This is a genomic window from Archangium violaceum (assembly GCF_016887565.1).
Taxonomy (GTDB): domain Bacteria; phylum Myxococcota; class Myxococcia; order Myxococcales; family Myxococcaceae; genus Archangium; species Archangium violaceum_B.
Map to the genome: position 1 here is coordinate 11,797,792 of NZ_CP069396.1, position 18,714 is coordinate 11,816,505.

19 protein-coding genes are annotated in these 18,714 nt (G+C 70.1%); 9 read left to right on the plus strand and 10 right to left on the minus strand.

The window, feature by feature from the left end; genetic code table 11:
• Positions 1–599 precede the first annotated feature (599 nt).
• A complete protein-coding gene (locus tag JRI60_RS46990; RefSeq protein WP_204222605.1) occupies positions 600–1,013 on the plus strand; it encodes a YybH family protein in 414 nt (137 codons plus the stop codon).
• Between the two features lie 6 nt (positions 1,014–1,019).
• Here the strand turns inward: JRI60_RS46990 and JRI60_RS46995 are convergent, their stop codons facing one another.
• Both JRI60_RS46995 and JRI60_RS47000 read right to left on the minus strand, forming a co-directional pair.
• Entirely contained in the window at positions 1,020–2,030 is a 1,011-nt protein-coding gene (locus JRI60_RS46995; protein WP_204229399.1) for a zinc-dependent alcohol dehydrogenase family protein, read from the minus strand.
• A gap of 233 nt (positions 2,031–2,263) precedes the next feature.
• Positions 2,264–3,454, minus strand: a complete 1,191-nt coding sequence (locus JRI60_RS47000) for an LA_2272 family surface repeat-containing protein (RefSeq protein WP_204222606.1) — start codon at positions 3,452–3,454, stop codon at positions 2,264–2,266.
• Between the two features lie 138 nt (positions 3,455–3,592).
• Here JRI60_RS47000 and JRI60_RS47005 point away from each other — a divergent pair, with 138 nt between their 5' ends.
• Positions 3,593–4,414, plus strand: a complete 822-nt coding sequence (locus JRI60_RS47005) for an aldo/keto reductase (protein ID WP_204222607.1) — start codon at positions 3,593–3,595, stop codon at positions 4,412–4,414.
• A gap of 11 nt (positions 4,415–4,425) precedes the next feature.
• On the opposite strand, the gene JRI60_RS47010 is transcribed toward JRI60_RS47005, so the two are convergent.
• A complete protein-coding gene (locus JRI60_RS47010) occupies positions 4,426–4,920 on the minus strand; it encodes a hypothetical protein (protein WP_204222608.1) in 495 nt (164 codons plus the stop codon).
• Between the two features lie 305 nt (positions 4,921–5,225).
• On the opposite strand from JRI60_RS47010, the gene JRI60_RS47015 reads away from it, so the two are divergent.
• The 5 genes from JRI60_RS47015 to JRI60_RS47035 all read left to right on the plus strand — a co-directional run bounded on the left by JRI60_RS47015 (position 5,226) and on the right by JRI60_RS47035 (position 11,458).
• Entirely contained in the window at positions 5,226–6,299 is a 1,074-nt protein-coding gene (locus JRI60_RS47015) for a lysylphosphatidylglycerol synthase transmembrane domain-containing protein (RefSeq protein WP_204222609.1), read from the plus strand.
• 137 nt (positions 6,300–6,436) lie between these two features.
• Positions 6,437–7,132: a hypothetical protein gene (locus tag JRI60_RS47020; RefSeq protein ID WP_204222610.1), complete on the plus strand. Its 696-nt coding sequence runs from the start codon at positions 6,437–6,439 to the stop codon at positions 7,130–7,132.
• A 185-nt stretch (positions 7,133–7,317) separates the two neighbouring features.
• On the plus strand, positions 7,318–8,775 hold the full coding sequence (locus tag JRI60_RS47025; RefSeq protein WP_204222611.1) for an ABC transporter substrate-binding protein/permease: 1,458 nt from the start codon (positions 7,318–7,320) through the stop codon (positions 8,773–8,775).
• Positions 8,772–9,455: an amino acid ABC transporter ATP-binding protein gene (locus JRI60_RS47030; protein ID WP_204222612.1), complete on the plus strand. Its 684-nt coding sequence runs from the start codon at positions 8,772–8,774 to the stop codon at positions 9,453–9,455. Before JRI60_RS47025 ends, JRI60_RS47030 begins: the two co-directional genes overlap by 4 nt.
• Positions 9,456–9,556: 101 nt before the next feature.
• On the plus strand, positions 9,557–11,458 hold the full coding sequence (locus JRI60_RS47035; RefSeq protein ID WP_204222613.1) for a glycoside hydrolase family 15 protein: 1,902 nt from the start codon (positions 9,557–9,559) through the stop codon (positions 11,456–11,458).
• 15 nt (positions 11,459–11,473) lie between these two features.
• Here JRI60_RS47035 and JRI60_RS47040 read toward each other — a convergent pair whose 3' ends face one another.
• A complete protein-coding gene (locus tag JRI60_RS47040; protein ID WP_204222614.1) occupies positions 11,474–11,815 on the minus strand; it encodes a hypothetical protein in 342 nt (113 codons plus the stop codon).
• 339 nt (positions 11,816–12,154) lie between these two features.
• Here JRI60_RS47040 and JRI60_RS47045 point away from each other — a divergent pair, with 339 nt between their 5' ends.
• Positions 12,155–12,682 carry a pyridoxamine 5'-phosphate oxidase family protein gene (locus tag JRI60_RS47045; protein ID WP_204222615.1) on the plus strand — a complete coding sequence of 176 codons (528 nt, stop codon included), beginning with the start codon at positions 12,155–12,157 and terminating at the stop codon, positions 12,680–12,682.
• Positions 12,683–12,733: 51 nt separating this feature from the next.
• Here JRI60_RS47045 and JRI60_RS47050 read toward each other — a convergent pair whose 3' ends face one another.
• On the minus strand, positions 12,734–13,768 hold the full coding sequence (locus JRI60_RS47050; protein ID WP_204222616.1) for a quinone oxidoreductase family protein: 1,035 nt from the start codon (positions 13,766–13,768) through the stop codon (positions 12,734–12,736).
• A gap of 53 nt (positions 13,769–13,821) precedes the next feature.
• Between JRI60_RS47050 and JRI60_RS47055 the strand changes: the two genes are divergently transcribed.
• Entirely contained in the window at positions 13,822–15,012 is a 1,191-nt protein-coding gene (locus tag JRI60_RS47055) for a cysteine desulfurase-like protein (RefSeq protein WP_204222617.1), read from the plus strand.
• On the opposite strand, the gene JRI60_RS47060 is transcribed toward JRI60_RS47055, so the two are convergent.
• Genes JRI60_RS47060 through JRI60_RS47080 form a run of 5 tightly spaced genes read right to left on the minus strand, consistent with a single transcriptional unit; the run spans position 15,004 to position 18,691 of the window.
• Positions 15,004–15,702 carry a lycopene cyclase domain-containing protein gene (locus JRI60_RS47060; protein WP_204222618.1) on the minus strand — a complete coding sequence of 233 codons (699 nt, stop codon included), beginning with the start codon at positions 15,700–15,702 and terminating at the stop codon, positions 15,004–15,006. The genes JRI60_RS47055 and JRI60_RS47060 overlap by 9 nt on opposite strands.
• 7 nt (positions 15,703–15,709) lie before the next feature.
• Positions 15,710–16,600 carry a prenyltransferase gene (locus JRI60_RS47065; RefSeq protein WP_239470140.1) on the minus strand — a complete coding sequence of 297 codons (891 nt, stop codon included), beginning with the start codon at positions 16,598–16,600 and terminating at the stop codon, positions 15,710–15,712.
• A complete protein-coding gene (locus JRI60_RS47070) occupies positions 16,597–17,322 on the minus strand; it encodes a ferrochelatase (RefSeq protein ID WP_204222619.1) in 726 nt (241 codons plus the stop codon). Before JRI60_RS47070 ends, JRI60_RS47065 begins: the two co-directional genes overlap by 4 nt.
• Complete coding sequence (locus tag JRI60_RS47075) at positions 17,319–18,269, minus strand: prenyltransferase (protein ID WP_204222620.1); 951 nt, start codon at positions 18,267–18,269, stop codon at positions 17,319–17,321. The genes JRI60_RS47070 and JRI60_RS47075 overlap by 4 nt, the downstream gene beginning before the upstream one ends.
• A 20-nt stretch (positions 18,270–18,289) precedes the next feature.
• The gene (locus tag JRI60_RS47080; protein WP_204222621.1) at positions 18,290–18,691 is read right to left on the minus strand and encodes a helix-turn-helix transcriptional regulator; all 402 of its coding nucleotides are present in this window, start codon (positions 18,689–18,691) and stop codon (positions 18,290–18,292) included.
• Between the last annotated feature and the right edge of the window lie 23 nt (positions 18,692–18,714).

Here is an 18,714-nt window from a genome sequence, read left to right on the forward strand (position 1 = left end):
TCTGGACGTCCGGTCTGCGCAACTTCCCGCGAGTCGGAGGCCCAGGAGCTGTTCGACACGCCAGAATTCCATAAATGTCAAAATTGGGTACCCTCAGCGTTCTCGGTCAGTAAGCGAGCGCGTGCTTGCCCATCCCCTTGGAGGCAAGCCCCTGCGGACTCGCCCGCTGTCCGCGACCTCCCCTGACGAGTACGCCAGCCACTTTCAGCGGCCGGCGCTCCACGCCGACGCGAGGTCAGAGCTTCTCGCTGTGCGGCCAGGTGACACTCACCGTGGTGGCAATCAATGGCAATGGCATCTCCAGCTCGAAGCGGCGCGTCTGGGATTCCGTCGGGAACACCCGACACGGTCATCGCCTTCACAGGCACGCTCAGCCTCGACAATGGTGGTGACACTGTATAGTTGAAGAACACAGCCAAGACGGTCATCGAAGGCATCACAAGACATGTGAAACGCCTCACTCGTCGAACGTGAAAGGATTCACAGCGCCGGGACGGCGTGGCCGTCATATTGGGATACACCGAGGCCACGAAGCCCCGGCGCACACGGTTGACTGGAAGCAGGCACTGCCTGGCGGGGCCTCTTCGAGGGGGATGCAAATGAAGCGCGACAACGAAGAACAGGTCATCAAGGCAACCCTGAAGGGCTTCTCGGAGGCGTGGCTCGCCGGAAGCATGGACGCGGTGATGCAGCTGTGGGATCCCTCCGCCGCGGAGGAGATGACCTACGAGCCCGTCGAGCACACCTCGCCCATCCTCGGACGCGATGCCCTGAGGCAGTACTTCGTCCAGGCCATCGCGGGGCACGTGATGACCCATACCGACATGCTGGCTCCGGTCGTGCGCTTCCTGAGCGGTGACCTCGCCTACGCCATCTGCAACTACCGCTGGGTGTCCGAGACGGCCAACGGCCAGCACTCCGACGACATCACCCGGGCCACCTGCGTCCTGCGCAAGCGCGCTCACCGGTGGTACTTCCTGCACATGCACGAGTCGCTGGGCGTGGGAGGGTAGTCGGGCTCACCGGCCCAGGGCGGGGGCGGAGATGCCCATGTCCAGCACCGCCGCGCCGCGTACCCGTCCCTCTCGCAGCGCCGCCAGCGCCTCGTTGGCGGCCTCGAGGGGGAAGGCTTGCACCTCGGTGTGCACCGGCACCCGGGGCGCGAGCGCGAGGAAGTCCAGCCCGTCCTGCCGCGTGAGGTTGGCCACCGAGCGCACGGTGCGCTCCCCCCACAGCAGTGAGTAGGGGAACGCGGGGATGTCGCTCATGTGGATGCCCCCGCACACCACGGTGCCACCCTTCACCACGGAGGCCAGCGCGGCGGGGACCAGGCTCCCCACGGGCGCGAAGAGGATGGCGGCGTCCAGCTGCACGGGCGGCGGCACGTCCGAGTCCCCCGCCCACTCGGCCCCCAACCGCAGCGCGAAGTCCTGCGCCGCCACGTCTCCCGGGCGCGTGAAGCCGAACACCCGCCGGCCCTGGTAGCGAGCCACCTGGATGATGACGTGCGCCGCCGCGCCGAAGCCGTACAGGCCCAGCCGCTCGGCGTTGCCAGCCATGCGCAGGCAGCGGTAGCCGATGAGCCCCGCGCACAACAGCGGTGCCGCCTGCAGGTCCGGGTAGCCCTCGGGGATGGGAAAGCAGAAGCGGTGGTCCGCCACGGCGTAGTCGGCGTAACCGCCGTCGATCTGATAGCCGGTGAAGCGGGCGTTGTCGCAGAGGTTCTCCCGGCCCGACAGGCAGTAGTGACACGTCCCGTCACTCCACCCCAGCCACGGCACGCCCACCCGGGTACCTGGAGCGAAGATTCGCGCGTGCTCACCCGCCTTCACCACCCTGCCGATGATCTCGTGCCCCAGCACCAGCGGCAGCTTGGGGCGCGTCAGCTCGCCATCCGTCACGTGCACGTCCGTGCGGCACACCGCGCACGCATGGACTCTCAGCAGGAGCTGCTCGGGACCCGGCTCCGGAATGGGTCGCTCCTCCAACCGGAGCGGCTGCCCGGGAGCGGGAAGCACCATGGCACGCATACGAATCGTCACCCGGGCTCAGCGGAAAAGGAGCGCGTCCGACACGGGGCACACCTACCCCACACCCACCCAACCGGTACCCACCCCGTCCCGCACCGGACTCCTACTGTTGGTCCCGTGCCGGGCACGCATCTGGAAACTAGGTACCGTCACGCCGGGCACCACCCCCACCCCGAGGAGCCCGGCCGTACCTCCGAGAGGAGGGCGGGGGCCTGGTTGCCTCACAGGTGGGCTCAGATCTGGATGCCAGCGACGAGGCCCGGCCACAGCCGCACGCTCGTGTCTTCCGACCCGTAGACCCGGCCCAGGCCGAAACGATCCATCTCCTTCAGCCCCTCGCCCTGGAAGGAGATGAGGGTATTGGCCGTCACCCCGCCGAAGACCGCCAGGTGCGAGGCCAGCTGCCAACCGCCCACCAACCGCAGCTGCGCCAGCAGGTCATTGCTCGAACCGAGGAAGTTGCCCTCGCGCAGGGAGGAGGCGATGGCATCCACGTCGACGAAGAAGCCTCCGAAGGGGATGTGGCCCCCCAGCCCGAGACCCGCCGACCAGCGGCGCTGCTGGCCCTCGCGGCCGGGCTCCATCCCCACCGTGAGGAGGGTGTGGACGTTCTTGCCGCCGATCTTCAGCGCCACGTTCGTCAGCATGACGTCGCTGGCCCAGGCCTGCAGGTGGAACTGGCCATTGCCCACGATGCTCAGCAGGCCGATGGGAGCGCCCTCCGCCTCTCCAGCCACGTTGAGGAGGCCCAGCTGCAGGCCCTTCATCCGCCGTGCGATGTTGACGAGGCCCACCTGCGCCCCGTTCACGTCCCCGCCCACGTTGAGGAGGGAGAGCTGGACGCCATCGAGGCTCCGCGCGAGGCTCACCCCCGTGGACAGCTGCATGCCCGTCATGGCCGGGGCGATGTTGAGACCCACCGCCGCCTGAAGGCCGCGCGTCTCACCCGACGCGATGTTGACGCCGCTGGAGAGCTGCGCGCCCACCATCTCGCCGGCCGCGACGTTGACGCCCACGACCGCCTGCAGGCCCCGCATCGACCCCCCGGCCACATTGGTGATCACCGAGGCCTGCGCCCCCTTCACCTGGCCGGCGTAGTTGGCGACCACCGCGAACTCGGCGCCCCGCAGCTCCCGGTCCACCCAGTTGCCCACGATGGACGTGGCCAGACCGTCCACCCGGCCCGCGTGGGTGGCGAGCAATCCAATGGAGAGGTTGTTCACCACGTTGCCGCTCGTGAACCCGTTGGTGCTGATGCCGGGCAGGATGGAGAGATTCACGGGCATGTGGACGTCCTGCGCCGGGGCCTGCTGGGAGGCCTCCACCGTCGCGGGCAGCGGCGCGGGCTCCGGCTGTTCGGCGCCCGCCGAGAACCCCACCATCGCCGCCATCACTCCCGCGCACACCGAGACCTCGAGCTTCATCGTGTAACCCTTCCTGCCATCGGGGCCCCACCGCCCCATCCGGGCACTGGAAAACCGGTGCCCGGCGAAAGTGTCACCTGCCCCGCTCACCTTTCTTCCGGGGCCCACCGTCCGGCGGGAACCGGTACGCTGCCCTCCATGCTGACGCGCACCATTCCCAAGAGCGGCGAGAAGCTGCCCGTCATCGGCCTCGGAACGTGGCAGACCTTCGACGTGGGGCCCTCCCCCGCCGAGCGCAAGGAGCAGAAGGCGGTCCTCAAACGCTTCCTCGCGGCCGGCGCCCGGGTCATCGACTCCTCCCCCATGTACGGCCGCGCCGAGCAGGTGGTGGGGGACCTGTTGCGGGAGCTCGGGGAGGAGCGCACCCCCTTCCTGGCCACCAAGGTGTGGACCTCGGGCCAGGAGGCCGGCCAGACGCAGATGCGTGACTCGCTGCGCAAGATGGGCCACGGGCAGCTGGACCTGATGCAGGTGCACAACCTCGTGGACTGGCGCACCCACCTGCCCACCCTGCGCGAGTGGAAGTCCACCGGGCGCATCCGCTACCTCGGTGTCACCCACTACCTGCGGAGCGCCTTCGACGACCTGGAGAAGCTCATCCGCGAGGAGTCACTGGACTTCGTGCAGCTGCCCTACTCCATTGCGATGCGCGACGCGGAGGAGCGGCTGCTGCCCGCGGCCGCCGAGCACGGCACCGCGGTGCTGGTGATGCGCCCCTTCGAGAGCGGGGACCTCTTCCGGCGGGTGAAGGGCAAGTCGCTGCCCCCGTGGGCCGCCGACTTCGACTGCAAGAGCTGGGCGGAATTCTTCCTCAAATACATCCTCGGGCACCCGGCGGTGACGTGCCCCATCCCGGCCACGAGCAACCCGCGACACCTCGAGGACAACCTGCGCGCGGGCACCGGGCGCCTGCCCGACACGAAGACCCGGGCCCGCATGGTGGAGTACCTCGGCCTGTAGCGGCGCGAGGCTCAGTCCTCGAGCTCGGACTCGAAGACGAGCTCGCCGGTGAGCGAGAAGACGAGGCCGGTGCCCAGCTCGCCCTCCTCGTCGTCACGGCCCACGTCGACCACCTTGTCGTCCTCGTCCCACTGGCCCAGGTAGTACTCGCCGCCCGCCGTCATCCACGCCCGGTCCTCGGAGACGACCGTCTCCACCGTGTCGCCCTTGTCGCTGGTGGCCCGGTACACGGTCCACTCCATGCCCTCCTCCTTCAGGTGGGACGTCACCTCGACGAGTTCCTCGTCCTGGGGCGCACCACCCGCCTTCTCCTCCACCTTCCACTTGCGCTCGTCGGCCTTGGGCTTCTGCGCGTGCCAGCCCTTCACCAGGTCCCGCATGGACTGCTCGGCCTTCTCCTGGAGCGCCTTCATGTTCGAGGGCAGCCCGGCCTCGTCCAGCGCCATCAGCGCCGTCTCCAGTTGGATCGCCTTGAGGGCCCACTCGTTCATCGCCGTCTTCAGCATCGCCGTCCGTCTCCTCGGGCCACGGGGGCCCGCCATCCATCCCGGGGACTTTCCGCGGGCAGGGCGCGTGCCCCTATCACGTTCCGGTGCCCGGTGGGGCCGCGCGTTCGCCTCGGGATGATGGGGACGGCGCTGGAAACCCGACATCCCACCCGGCCTCCGGTACGAGGCGCTGTCCGGCCCCGAACGTGGCTCCGGGCCCCACGCAAGCCAAAGGAGCGAGCAAGTACCGCGCTCGCCATACGGCCGGGCACTGCCCACCTTCGCCAGAGCATCTGAGCGCGCGGAAGAAAGGAGGGCGGGCCATGGGGAGCGAGCGACATGAGCTGAGCCTGGGAACTCCGGCGAGCATTCCCCTGACGACACGGGCCGCGGAACGGTTGCCGGCCCTGAGCCGCCCCACGGCGGTGCCCAGGCCGGCACGGGCGCGCGTGCAGGCGGTGCTACGCCCGGCGTTCGCGGTGGTAGGGCTGGGCATGCTCGTCCTGCTCGTCCGGGACGTGGGGGCCGGGGAGCTGCGGCGGGTGCTGTCGCGGGCCGCGCCCTGGTTGCCGCTGGTGTTCGCGCTCGAGGTGGCGCGCCTGTCGCTGGACGCGCTGGCCACGTGGGTGGCGTATGGCAGCCGAGCACAGCAGGTGCCCTTCCGCTCCATGCTGCGCGCGCAGCTCATCAGCACGGTGGTGGCGACGCTGGCGCCAGCGGGACGGGTGGCGGGCGAGGCGACGAAGGCGGCGCTGGTCAGCCCGTACACGGGAGGCGCCACGGCGATGGCGGCGGCGGCCACGTCGCAGGCGGCCGCGCTGGTCTCCACGGGCCTCATCTCCATCCCGTGCGCGCTGGCCGCGTACGTGATGACGGGCCCCTCGTGGCTGACGCTGGCGCTCGGGGTGCACATGGTGGTGCTGGTGCTCGTGGGCGCGAGCATGCGCGCGGGAATGAGGGCGCACAGGCTCGGTGCGTGGCTGAAGCGCCGCTTCCATCGCATCGCCCCGCATACGGAGGTCTTCCAGGAGTCGGCGCGGAGCTGCGCGCTGCTGCCGGCCCGGCCCATCCTGGCCACCCTGCTCGGCCGGGTGCTGCAGGTGGTGCAGTACGGCATTCTGGCGATGGCGGTGGGCATCGACGTGACGGTGGTGGGGGCGCTCGTCGCGCAGGGGCTCAACCTGGTGGCGCTGGCGGTGGGCACGCTGGTACCAGGGCAGTTCGGGGTGAGCGACGGGGCCTTCGCGCTGTCGGCCAAGGCCTTCGGCACCACCGCGGCCAAGGCCATGTCCATCGCGCTGATCGCCCACGTGATTCAGGTGCTGTTCGTGCTGATGGGTGCCCTCACGCCCCTGGTGTGGAGGGAGCGTCGGACCCCGGCTCCTAACAGAACCTGATTCTGTTTCCACGACACGGCGAGCAGAGTGACACTCAGCTCGGGGGCGCGGTGGTACCAATACTCCAATGCAGGAGTTCCGCGGGTCCTCCTTTCCAAGACGGGAGAGCAGGTAGACTGATGAGGGGACGCCTGTATATGGCCGCAGCGGTCCTACTCGGGCTCGGGCTCGTGATCATCTATCATCTCGCGCCCGCCAAACCAGCGCCCACCCGGTCCAACGTGCCACAGACGGAGCCGGAATACTTCGCCGAGCGAACTTCGGACTGCGATGTGGACCTGTTGGCCATGGCTCGGTCAGAATCAGGCCCTTTCCAACGTGTCTTCCCCGTGGGCGCGAACCGGCCGCGGGAGCGGCTCCGGCGCAATGTCTGGGAGCATGGCCGCTATAGAATTCGAGGGCGCTTCACAGGCAAGCTGCGTGAGTTCTCCGAGTGTGCCTCCTTCCCGGAGTTCGAGGTGCTCGAATTCAGACCCTGGGGCAAGGTACAGCGCTGCGCGTCCCCTGGGGCACTCGATGCCACGCTGCTGCTCTACACTGAAGACCTCGCGCAGGATCGCTACGCTCCCGAGGATTTCATTGATGGCCCCTGGCCTGCCTCCATTGACGATGGGACCTGTAGACTCATCGCCGCGTGCGCGGTGGACGAGCGCCGCCAGGAGTCGCGCCACGCTCCCGATGATGTCATCGATGGAGAAGAGCTCCCCTCCCTTGATGGCAGGTATTGCAAGCCCACCGCAACGTGCGCGGACGGCGAGCGGCGCGTCACCGCGTGCTCGGGAGACATCTGGTGCTGCCACCTCCTGCCCGCGGATGATGCGCCGGAGCAATGACCGGCGCATGGCCACGGTACTCACCCAGTAGTCACCCCGCACCGCGGGACGCTAGACTGCGTCCCTCTCTTCACCCTGGGAGGGACCCACCACTGACCCGAATCCTGCTCGTCGGCCTCGTCCTCTGCTGTCTCCCCGCCCTCGCGCGGGAAGCCTCGTCCACCGAGCCCCAGGGGCTCGCGGCGGTGCAGGCCCGTGGAGAGCTGTTGTGGGGGGCCGACGCGCAAGGCGGTGCGCCCTACGTCTTCCAGGACCCGATGGACCCCAACCGGCTCATCGGCTTCGAGGTGGACCTGGCCAACGCCCTCGCCGAGAAGCTCGGTGTGAGAGCGCGTCCGGTGCTCGGCCCGTGGGACTCGCTGCTGGAGCTGCTGGCGCGCGGCGACTTCGACGTGGCGCTCAACGGCATCGAGGTGGCCGAGGAGAAGAAGCGCGTCTGCCTCCTCTCGCGGCCCTACTACTCCGCCGGAGAGCGGCTCACCGTGCGCCGGGGAGACCCCCACGCGCCCCACGTGCTGTCCCAGGTGAAGGGCCGTCCCGTCGGTACGCTGCCCGGCTCGCTCGCCGAGCGCATCCTCCGCCGCGAGGGCGCGCAGGTGAGGACCTATGAGGGTGGCCAGGATGAGATCTTCGCGGACCTGAAGCTGGGCCGTACGGACGCGGTGCTGCTCGACGAGCCCATCACCCGGTACTACGGCACCATCGAGCCGGACCTGGAGGTGGCACCGGGCTCCTTCGGCGAGGTGCGCTACGCGGTGGCGGTGCGGCTGGGAGAAGAAGACCTGCTGCGGGCCATCGACGAGGCGCTGGACGAGCTGGCGCGCGACGGCACGCTGCGGTCCATCTACGAGCGGTGGGGCCTGTGGAACCCCGAGACGGCGGCACTGCTGGGCGACCCGAACCCGAGCCCGAGCGGCGTGCCGGAGCAGTACGACGCATGGCGGGCCGCGGTGGGCAAGGTGCCGCCCTTCCTCGAGCGCGTGAAGGAGCGCTACCCGGCCACGCTGGCGCTGTTCGCCCGGGGAGCGCTGATGACGCTGGGGGTGTCGCTGCTGTCCATGGCCCTGGCCGTGGCGACGGGCGTGGTGCTGGCGGTGATGCGCGTCTTCGGCCCCCTCCCCCTGCGCTGGTTGGCCATGGCCTACATCGAGGTGGTGCGCGGCACGCCGCTGCTGGTGCAGCTCACCCTGGTGTACTTCGGACTGCCACAGCTCGGGCTGCGGTTGAATCCGCTCACCGCGGGCGTGCTGACGCTGGGGCTCAACTACGCGGCGGCCGAGGCGGAGAACTACCGCGCTGGAATCTCCAGCGTGCCCGCGGGCCAGCACGAGGCGGCCAGGGTGCTCGGCCTCACGCGGTGGCAGACCTTGCGGCACGTCGTGTTCCCCCAGGCCATGCGCATCTCCCTGCCGCCGATGACGAACGACTTCATCGCGCTGCTCAAGGACAGCTCACTGGTGTCGCTGGTGACGCTCACCGAGCTCACGCGCACCTACCTCAACCTGGCCAACGCCATGCGAGACCACCTGGGCCTCGGCCTCCTGGTGGCCGCCATCTACCTGCTGCTCGGCCTGCCCTTCGCGCACCTGGCGCGCACGGTGGAGGCCCGGCTCGGCCGGCACCTGAAGGCGGTGGCGCGATGATCCGCGTCGAGGACGTGCGCAAGCGCTTCCCCGGCGCGGCCGCGCCCACGCTGGACGGCGTGTCCTTCACGTTGGAGACCGGCAGGCTGGCGGCCATCCTCGGACCGAGCGGCTCGGGCAAGTCCACGCTGCTGCGCTGCATCGTGGGCCTGGAGCGGCCCGACTCGGGCACCATCCACCTGGGCGGACAGGCGGGGTTGGTATTCCAGTCCTTCGAGCTGTTCCCTCACCTGACCACGCTGGACAACTGCGTGCTGGCGCAACGGCTGGTGGCGAAGCGCTCGCGAGCCGACGCGGAGGCGAGGGCGCGCCAGTTGCTGGAGGCGCTCGGGCTGACACACCGGCTGGACGCCTATCCGGACATGCTCTCCGGAGGGCAGCGGCAGCGGGTGGCCATCGCGCGGGCGCTGGCCATGGAGCCGGCGGTGCTGCTCTACGACGAGCCGACGAGCGCGCTGGACCCGTCCCTGCGCCGCGAGGTGGTGGAGACGCTGCGCCGGGTGGGCTCGCTGGGAATGACCCAGCTCGTGGTGACGCACGACGTGGCGCTCGCGCGGGCCTCGGAGGTGGTGCTGGTGCTGGACCATGGCCACCTCGTGGAGCAGGGCCCACCCCAGCAGGTGCTCGATGCCCCCCGGCACGACGCCACGCGCCGGCTGCTCGCGCAGGCCCATGACTGAACACGGTGGCGCACGCTCGCCCGCCTCCTTGTTGCAACGGCTCCCGGCCGTACTCAATCACGGTGGAGGCCCCAGGCCGTGGAGGGGCCTCGGGGGCTGGAATGCGGCAGCGCATCGACGACTACGCCTTGCTGGGCGACTGCCATTCCGCGGCGCTGGTGGGCCGTGATGGCTCCATCGACTGGGCCTGCTTCCCCCGGTTCGACTCCGCCGCGGTGTTCTGCCGCATCCTCGACATGCGCCAGGGTGGCTCCTTCCGGGTGAGCCCCGAGGGTCCCTATCAATCCAGACGCCGGTACCTCGACGACACCAATGTGCTCATCACCACCTTCACCACGCCCACCGGAGTGCTGGAGGTGACGGACTGCATGCCCGTGCGCCTGGCGCTGGCGCGCAGCTCGCGCGTGGGGACGCGGCACTCGCTGCTGCGCCGGCTGCGCTGCGTCGGTGGCGAGGTGACGGCCCGCGTGGTGGTGGCGCCGCGCTTCGAGTACGGGGCCTTCGTGCCACACATCCGCCTCACCTCGCCGCGGACGGCGGAGCTGGTGGGGGGCGCGGACGCGCTCTGGGTGACGGCCACGCGCCCGCTCTCCGCGCACGAGAACGCCCTGCGCGCCCGCTGGCGCCTGCGGCCCGGAGACGAGGCCTGGGTGGAGGCGGCGTGGACGCCCTCGCTCGTCCAGCGCGCCCTGGAGGACATGCCGGACCAGAACGCGATGCGCCGGCGGCTGGAGGAGACCGTGACCTTCTGGCGCGAGTGGATCTCCCACTGCGCCTACGAGGGCGAGTACACGCAGGCGGTGCGCCGCTCGGCGCTGGTGCTCAAGGCGCTCACGTACGCGCCCTCGGGCGCCATCATCGCGGCCCCCACCACGTCCCTGCCCGAGGAGCCGGGCGGCGAGCGCAACTGGGACTACCGCTACACCTGGCTGCGGGACACGACGCTCACGCTCATCTCCCTGATGCTCCTGGGCTACCGGGAGGAGACGGTCGCCTTCCGGCACTGGTTGGGGCGCACCAGCGCGGGCCGCCCCGAGGACGTTCAAATCATGTACGGCATCCGTGGCCACCGGCGGCTTCCGGAGGTGGAGCTGCCCCACCTGGAAGGCCACCAGGGCGCACGGCCCGTGCGCGTGGGCAACGGAGCGGTGAAGCAGCTGCAGCTCGACGTCTTCGGGGAGATGCTCGAGGGGGCGTGGCTCTTCTCGAAGATGGGCGGGCGGATGACGGCGGAGACGTGGGACTTCCTGCGCGGGCTGGTGGACGGCGTGTGCGAGCGCTGGCGCCAGCCGGATCAGGGCCTGTGGGAGATCCGCGACGAGCCCCGGCACTTCATCCACTCGAAGCTGTTGTGCTGGGTGGCGCTGGACCGGGGGCTGCGCATCGCGCGGGCGCGGCGGTTGCCGGCGGCGGTGGGGCGCTGGTCGCGCGAGCGCACGCTGCTGCGCGAGTATCTGCTGCGCGAGGGCGGGCGCGATGGGTGGTTCTCCCAGGCGGTGGGCTCGGACAGGGCGGATGCGTCGGTGCTGCAGCTTCCCGCGCTCGGCTTCCTCCCGTCGGCCCACCCGCTGGTGAGCCGCACGGTGGAGAAGGTGCGCCGGTTGTTGGAGCGGGACGGGCTGCTCTTCCGCTACCACGCTCCGGATGGACTGCGCGGCGGGGAGGCAACCTTCCTGCTGTGCTCCTTCTGGCTGCATGACGTGCTGGTGCACTCGGGGAGGACGCAGGAAGCGGAGGAATTGCTGCGACACCTGCTGAGCCTGGCCAATGACGTGGGCCTCTACGCGGAGGAGGCGGTGCCGGGCACGGGCGAGGCGATGGGCAACTTCCCCCAGGCCTTCACACACATGGCCCTGGTGGCCTCGTGTGCTCAGCTCTCCGCGGGCCGGAGCTTCCAGCTCCCCAGGCCGGGCGCGTACGACTACGCGGACTTCGCGCTCACCTACCACCTCGGCCGGCGCTCCATCTTCATGTCCCACTTCTCGTGGGAAGCGGTGATGTGAGCGCGCGCGGAGGAGCTAACAACCCAGGTGCGGGTCGTACCGGGGCGCGAGCAGCGAGGGCACCACCATCTCCGTCACGTCCCTGCCCCCCAACAGGTTGGTGGCCAGCACCAGGGGTGTGTAGACGAACCCCCACGGCAGGCCCCACCAGCCGAGCAGCAGTGACAGCAGTGTGTAGCCGAGACTCAGGCCAAACGTGCCCTGTCCCGCGCGGACGAAGTAGACGTCGGAGGAGCGCCGCGTTGTCGTGACGAAGAAGGACACGCAGTACTCGAAGACGACGAACCTTCCTCCACGTTGCAGCTCTTCCTGGACCTGTGCCGTAGACAGGCCCTCGATGCCCAGGATGCCAGCCATTACTGTTCCCCCTGTTCGAAGAGTTCGGCGTAAACCGCGATGAACAGTCATCACAGCGTACATAGGGCCTGCCCGCCTGCACAGCGACGCCGAGAGCGAGCCCTCGCGGACACACGACAGGGGCGAAGGCTCCAATACTCCGCGTACAAGAGCAATCCGGTAACGCTTTCTCAAATGTGGAGAACGCCACGCTCACGGTTCGATAGTTGCCTGGCGAGCAACACCCGTCTCGTGAAGCCCCTCACGGCAAGGCCCACCTGGCGTGCGGGCGAGGGAGCGACATCCACGCGCCTGTCACCTTCTTCCTCCCTGCTTACCGTGAGCGCTCGGGAGGCAGGAATGGCCACGAAGAAGACGGAGAAGAAGAATCCCATCGCGCACTTGAGCGAGCTCATCCGCGGCATCAAGGTCGCGATGATGACGACGGTCGAGGAGGACGGCACCCTGCGCAGCCGCCCCATGTGGACCCACGACCGGGACTTCGATGGAGAGCTGTGGTTCTTCACCCGCGAGCACTCGCCCAAGGTGGACGCGGTGGAGCGGGACCATCACGTCAACCTCTCGTACTCGGAGCCGGGACGGGACCGCTACGTGTCGGTGAGCGGGCTGGCCCGTCTGGTGCTCGACAAGGAGAAGGCCCGCGAGCTGTGGAACCCCACCCTCAAGGCCTGGTTCCCCGAGGGGCTCGATGACCCCGAGCTCGCCCTCATCTGTGTCCAAGTGAACAAAGCCGAGTACTGGGACACTCCCAACAGCCGCATGGTGCAGCTGGTGGGCTTCGTGAAGGGCGTCATCACCGGCGAGCCGTACCGTCCGGGCGACAACGAGAAGGTGAACCTCGACGAGGCCGGCACCTCGTTGCACTGACGCCCTCGCTGCACTTTTCCAGCAGTGCCCTAAAAGACAGACGCGGGAAGCTCAGCCGCATTCCACGACGAGCTTCCCCTGCACGCGGCCCTCCTCGAGCAACCGGTGGGCCTCGCGCACGGAGGCCGCCGACAGCGGGCCCACGGAACGCACCGCGGGTGGATTCAGGACGCCCTCCTCGATGAGCCGGGAGAGCGTCTCGAGTTGCTCGCGGTAGAGGCTCCACGTCTCGCGCGGAGCGTAACGGGCCCGCGCGCCGAGCTGGACGAAGTGGAACTCCAGCGAGCGGAGGATGAGCGGACTGCGCGTCTCGTCCCAGAGGTTGATGGGGGAGTCCGCCGGCTCCTCCACGATGGACACCACGCGCCCCTCCACCGCCGCCGCGTCGAAGCACAGCTCCTTCATGGTGCCGCCGACGAAGTCCAGGGCCACGGGCACGGGCCGCCCGCCGTTCATCGCCAGCAGCTCCGAGAGCAACCGCTCACGTGACAGCCCGCGGTAGCGGAGGATGTGGCCGGGCTCCACGCCGAGCTGGCGCACCAGGTAGTCGGCGCTCGTGTCGCTCCCGGCCGTGGTCAGGAGGGGGTGGGCTCCCAGGTGGCGCAACAGTTGGAGCGCCATGGAACCCACGCCGCCCGCGCCTCCGGCGACGAAGACCGCCTCGCCGCGCTGGACGCGTGCCCGGGTGATGGACTGCCACGCCGTGAGCGCCACCACGGGCAGTGCGGCCGCCTCGGCGAAACCCAGACGCGCGGGCTTGGGGACCACCAGCACCGCCGGCACACAGGTGTACTCCGCGTGAGAGCCATTGCTGCCCTGTCCCGCCCGGTAGCAATACACCGCGTCCCCCACGGCGAGTCCCTTCACCCCCTCGCCCAGTGCATCCACCACGCCGGAGAGGTCCCTCCCCAGGACCTGCGGCAGCCGGCCGCCGAATCTTCCCTGGCGGAAGTAGAGATCGATGGGATTGAAGGACGCGGCCCGGATGCGCACCCGCACCTCTCCAGGGCCCGGCTCGGGTAGGGGCCAGTCCGCTTCCACCAACTGCTCGACTCCACCGAACGCATGCTGAGTGATGACGCGCATAGGGCGGCGGAGCGTACCGGCGCCCCCCGCCCGAGGCTATGCTCTCGTGCGTCATGACCTCCCCTTTCGCCGAGCACTTTCCCGCCTTGCGGTCGGGCTTCAGCTACATCGACAACGCCGCCGGTGCGCAGGTGCCCTCGCACACCATCGACGCCATCACCGGGTTCCTCACCAGCGGCAGCTGCAACGTGGGCCAGCCCTACGCGGCCTCCGTGCGCGCCACCGAGGTGAAGGCCCAGGCCCGCGCCGCTACCGCCGAGTTCCTCCACTGTCAGCCCGAGGAGGTCATGCTCGGCACCAGCGCGACCGCCCTCACCTTCCAGCTCTCGCGCGCCTTCTCCCGGCTCTTCCAGCCCGGAGACGAGGTCATCGTCTCGGAGCTCGAGCACGAGTCCAATGCCAGCCCCTGGCGCTGGCTGGAGGCCCAGGGCGCCGTGGTGAAGGTGTGGCGCGCGCACTGGCCCGAGGGACGTCTGGAGCTCGCGGATCTGCGCTCGCTGCTCACCTCGCGCACCCGGCTGGTCGCGGTGACGGCCGCCGCCAACTCGGTGGGCACGATGCCGGATGTGGCCGGTGCCACCGAGCTGGCCCACTCCGTGGGCGCGTGGAGCATCATCGACGCGGTGCACTCCAGCCCGCATCAGCTGCCCGACATGAAGGGCTGGGACGCGGACTTCGCCGTGTTCTCGCCGTACAAGGTCTTTGGACCCCACATGGGCTGCATGTACGTGCGCCGCGAGCTGCTGCCCCGGCTGCCGGCGGACAAGCTCTGGTTCGTCCCCGACGACAGCCCCCAGAAGTTCGAGCCCGGCACCGCCAACCACGAGGCCCTCGCGGGCTGGCTGGGCACGCTGCGCTACGTGCGCGAGGTGCTCGGTGGTGGGCAGCCCGGGCGCGCGGGACTGGAGCAGGCCTATCGCCGCATCGAGTCCCTGGAGCGTCCGCTGCTGGAGTCCGCGCTGGAGCGGCTGCGCGCCCACCCGCGCGTGCGGCTGTACGGCATCCCCGAGCCCAAGGGTCGGACGGCCACCTTCTGCTTCAACGTGCCCGGAGTCGCGCCGCGCGCGGTGGCCGAGCACCTCGCCCAGCGGGGAGTGGGCGTGGCCGCGGGCCACTACTACGCCACCCTGGCCATGCAGGCGCTGGGCCTCATGCCCGAGGGCGCGGTGCGCGTCTCGCTGCTGCACTACAACACCCTCGCGGACGTCGACCGGCTCCTCGCGGCCCTGGACGCGCTACCTTGAGTCCGTCGCGGTGAGCGGCACGAAGCGCAGCCCGAAGGCCCAGGCCGGAAAGGCCGTCGCCGCGAACCCCGAGCCCCACCCGTACAGCAGCTCATCGAGTGGAACGCCGAGCAACCTGCCCCGCAGCAGGAGGCTCGGCCTCCACGTGCGCTCGAAGACACCGGGGACGAGCCACTCGAAGACCAGGCACAGCCCGAGGTAGATGGCCGCCGACACCAGTGCGCCCCACAGGCTCGGCGCCACCAGGTCCGGGCGCGTCACCAGCAGGCCCACCACCACCCCCACCATCGCCAGCACCGAGGCGTAGAGGATGGGCACGCCCACGGCGAGCAACAGCCCGGCCACCGCCAGCACGAGGACGATGGCGCCCACCGCCCGGGGCCACGGCCTCACGCCGCCGCTCTGGGAGACCACCGTCCGGCGGAACACCACCGCGTAGGCACTGCACGAGAAGGCACCGAGCCCGACGACGAACAGCACGTCCTCGATGCCGAAGCCGAGCCGGTCCGCCAGGTCGAACAGGAACCGCGGGGCCCAGTACTCCGGATAGAACAGCCACTCGGTCGCCGCGAACGGGAGCGAGCACAGCGCCACCCGCCCCATCAACCCGCGCAGGTCCGCGCGCACGAGCCAGACGAGGGCCCCCGGAATCAGGAACAGGAGCGCCAGGACGAGGAACTCGTACGTCATGGAGCTCTCAGCTTGCCGCCAGCAGGAGGAGGGGGAGCGCGACCGCCGCCAGGGTGGCGGTGATGGCGGCGGCGACCCGGACCTGGACGCGCTTCGAGCCGGGAGGCGCGGGACGCACCAGCGGCACCGCGAGCGCCGCCAGCGCGGGCACGAGCCACCACGCCCCCGCGCTCAGTCCCACCGACGCCATGCCGAACGGGGCCAGCGCCAACGTGAGCCCGTTGAGCGCCAGGATGCCCCACGAGGCCCGCTCGCCGCCTATCCGTGCTGGCAACGTGAGCTTGCCGCTCTCCCGGTCCGAGGGCTCATCGGGGAGCGCGGTGGCGATGGAACAGGCCAGGTGGGTGGGCAGCAGGAGCGCGACGAGCGCCCAGGGGAAGCTCCCGAGCGCTCCGCCCTGCGCGAGGTACCCATAGAGCGGCAACACCCCGGCGACACCCACCGCCTGCAACGCCTCACCACCGCCCCGATAGGAGAGCCGGAGTGGCGGATAGCTGTAGGCCCACAGCAGCCCCAGCGCCAGCACCGCCAGCGGCACGAGCAGCGGTGCGCCACGGGCCACCGCCAGCCCCACCGACACGGCCAGCAGCGAGCCCGCGCAGACCAGGGCGGCCGTGCCGATCGCACGCGGCGAGAGCCGGCCCTCGACGAGCACGCGGGAGCCGCCGGAGAAGACGGTGGGCGTCCGGTTGCGGCGGTCGGTCTCCTGGTCCGCCCAGTCGTTGGCGTAGACGATGAAGAGCTGGTCGAGCAGCCCGAAGAGCTGGACACCCACCAGCGTCCCGAGGTCGAGCGGCTGTCCCCGCATGCGCACGGCGACGAGCTGACCGAGCAGCAACGGGAGCGCGATGTACGACTGCGAGGGCAACCGCGAGGCCTGGAGCCACGCCCGGCTCACGACGTGGCATCCCGCGAGAGACCCAGACGCCGCGCGGCCTCGGTGCGCAGATCGGTGAACGGGAGGTCCCAGCGGCGCTCGCCATCGAGCCGCCAGGCCTTGACGGGGATGAGGTCCGCCTGGGCGAGCACCTGGTGCAGGTGCGCCTCCTCGCGAGGCTCGCGACAGAAGAAGAAGGGGTTGCGGAACTCCGGGCCCTGGAGCTGCCCGTATTTGGCGTCGTTGCGGGCGATGAGCTCCAGCAACGTCTGGCGCCGGGCATCGAGGTAGTCGAAGAACACCAGGTCGAACGGACCGATGGCCGCACGCGCCTCGGGCTGGCGCGACACCCAGCGGGCCCAGTCGTAGCCGTACAGGAAGTCGTGGGCGTAACGGAAGCGCAGCTCCGACTTGTTGCCGAAACCACGGCACAGCCCCACCACCCGGCGCGCGAAGCCCTCTATCTCTCCCGGCCCTCCGGCGTTCCACATGCAACAGGCCAGGTAGTCGAGGTCCCAGAAGATGTTGTCCGGGAAGTCCTCCGCGAAGACCCGCACCAGCTCGCCCAGCCCCTCGGCGAAGGCTCGCGTCCGCGCCACGTCACCCAGGCCGTCCATCACCCTCGCCGCCAGCTCCACGGGCAGGAGCGCGCGCGAACGGCTGGGATCGAGCGAAGCGCCCCCGCCGAGCAGCGGCGCCAACCGCTCGAGTCCCGCGAGGATGTCTTCCGGCAGTCCTCTCACCCAGGCCCTCTCCAGCTCGCGACGAGCACCAGCGCCGACAGCGTGAACGTGCCCCACCAGATGGCGCGATGCAGCTCCGCCTTGTACGCCGACTGCGCGCCGAAGGCATTCGTCACCGCGCCCGGACTCCTCCGCACCAACCGCACACCGAACAGTAACGTGAGCAGCACGGCCGGCACCACCGCACCGGGCGGCGGTGCGTCCTCGGTCAGACAGGCCGCCACGAGCCAGAGGAGCGCGCCCAGCGCCAGCAGCACCTCCGAGCCCGCGCGGACCACCGCGTTGCCCAGGAGCGTGGTGAAGGTGCGCTTGCCTCCGGCCCGGTCGCTCTCCTCGTCGGACAATCCACTCGCCAGGGCGCTCGACAGCGACAGCGCCAGCATGCCCGGGGACAGAGCCACCAGCCATGCGGGTGCCCACTCGCCACACTGGGCATAGGCATGCAGCGCGGGGAGCACGACGCCCACGCCCACCATCTCCAGCAACTCACCGCCGCCCCGGTAGTTCAGCCGCAGCGGCGGCAACGTGTAGGCGACGAAGACGAACAGGCCCAGCGCCGCCAGGTGTGGCAACAGCGGACGCTCCAGGGCGAGCCCCGCCACCCACGCAACGAGCAGCGCCACGACCCCCGCCCCCAGTCCCGCCGCGAGCACCGCCCCGGCGGAGAGGATGCCATCGGGGATCGTCTTCGGCGAACAGCCCTGGGGGAACATCCGGCGCTTGAGGACATCCACCTCGCGGTCTCCCCAGTCGTTGAGCAGCACGACGAAGGCGACATCCGCGAGCATCCACACCGCGCCGAAGAGGAGCGCCCCCGCGGACAGCCGGCCCGCGGTGGCCGCGCCCACGGCCTGGCCGAACAGGGCCGGGACGAACACCTTCGGCCAGCTGGCCGGCTTGAGGGCGTACCACCACCGCGCCGCGAGACTCATCGACCCGACACGCACCGCGCCTCCCAACGTGAGAATCAGCGCGTGAGCGCGGTGGCGATGACGTTGAGCACCTTGAGCTGGGACGGAGACAGGGTGCGCAGCGAGCGCGCGAGCTTGCGCAGCTCGGGGGAGCGCTCCTCCTTCGCCGGCAGCGAATCCACCCAGGCCGTCACCTCGGTGTGACTCAGGCTCAGCAGCGTGTCCGAGGGAATCTTCAGGATGATGCTCAGCCGGCGCAGCGTCGGGACGCTGGGCATCATCCCCCCGCGCTCGATGCGGCCGTACACGCCAGGAGCCAGACCGACCTTCTCGGCCGCTTCCGCCTGGGTGAGCCCCGCGCGCAGCCGGGCGGCACGCGCCGCCGCCCCCAGTGCGAGGGCCAGCTTGTCATCCATGCGCTGCTGCGAGACGGGCGGAGAGATGCGTTTCGATGCCATGGTGCCTGACGTACAAAGAGACG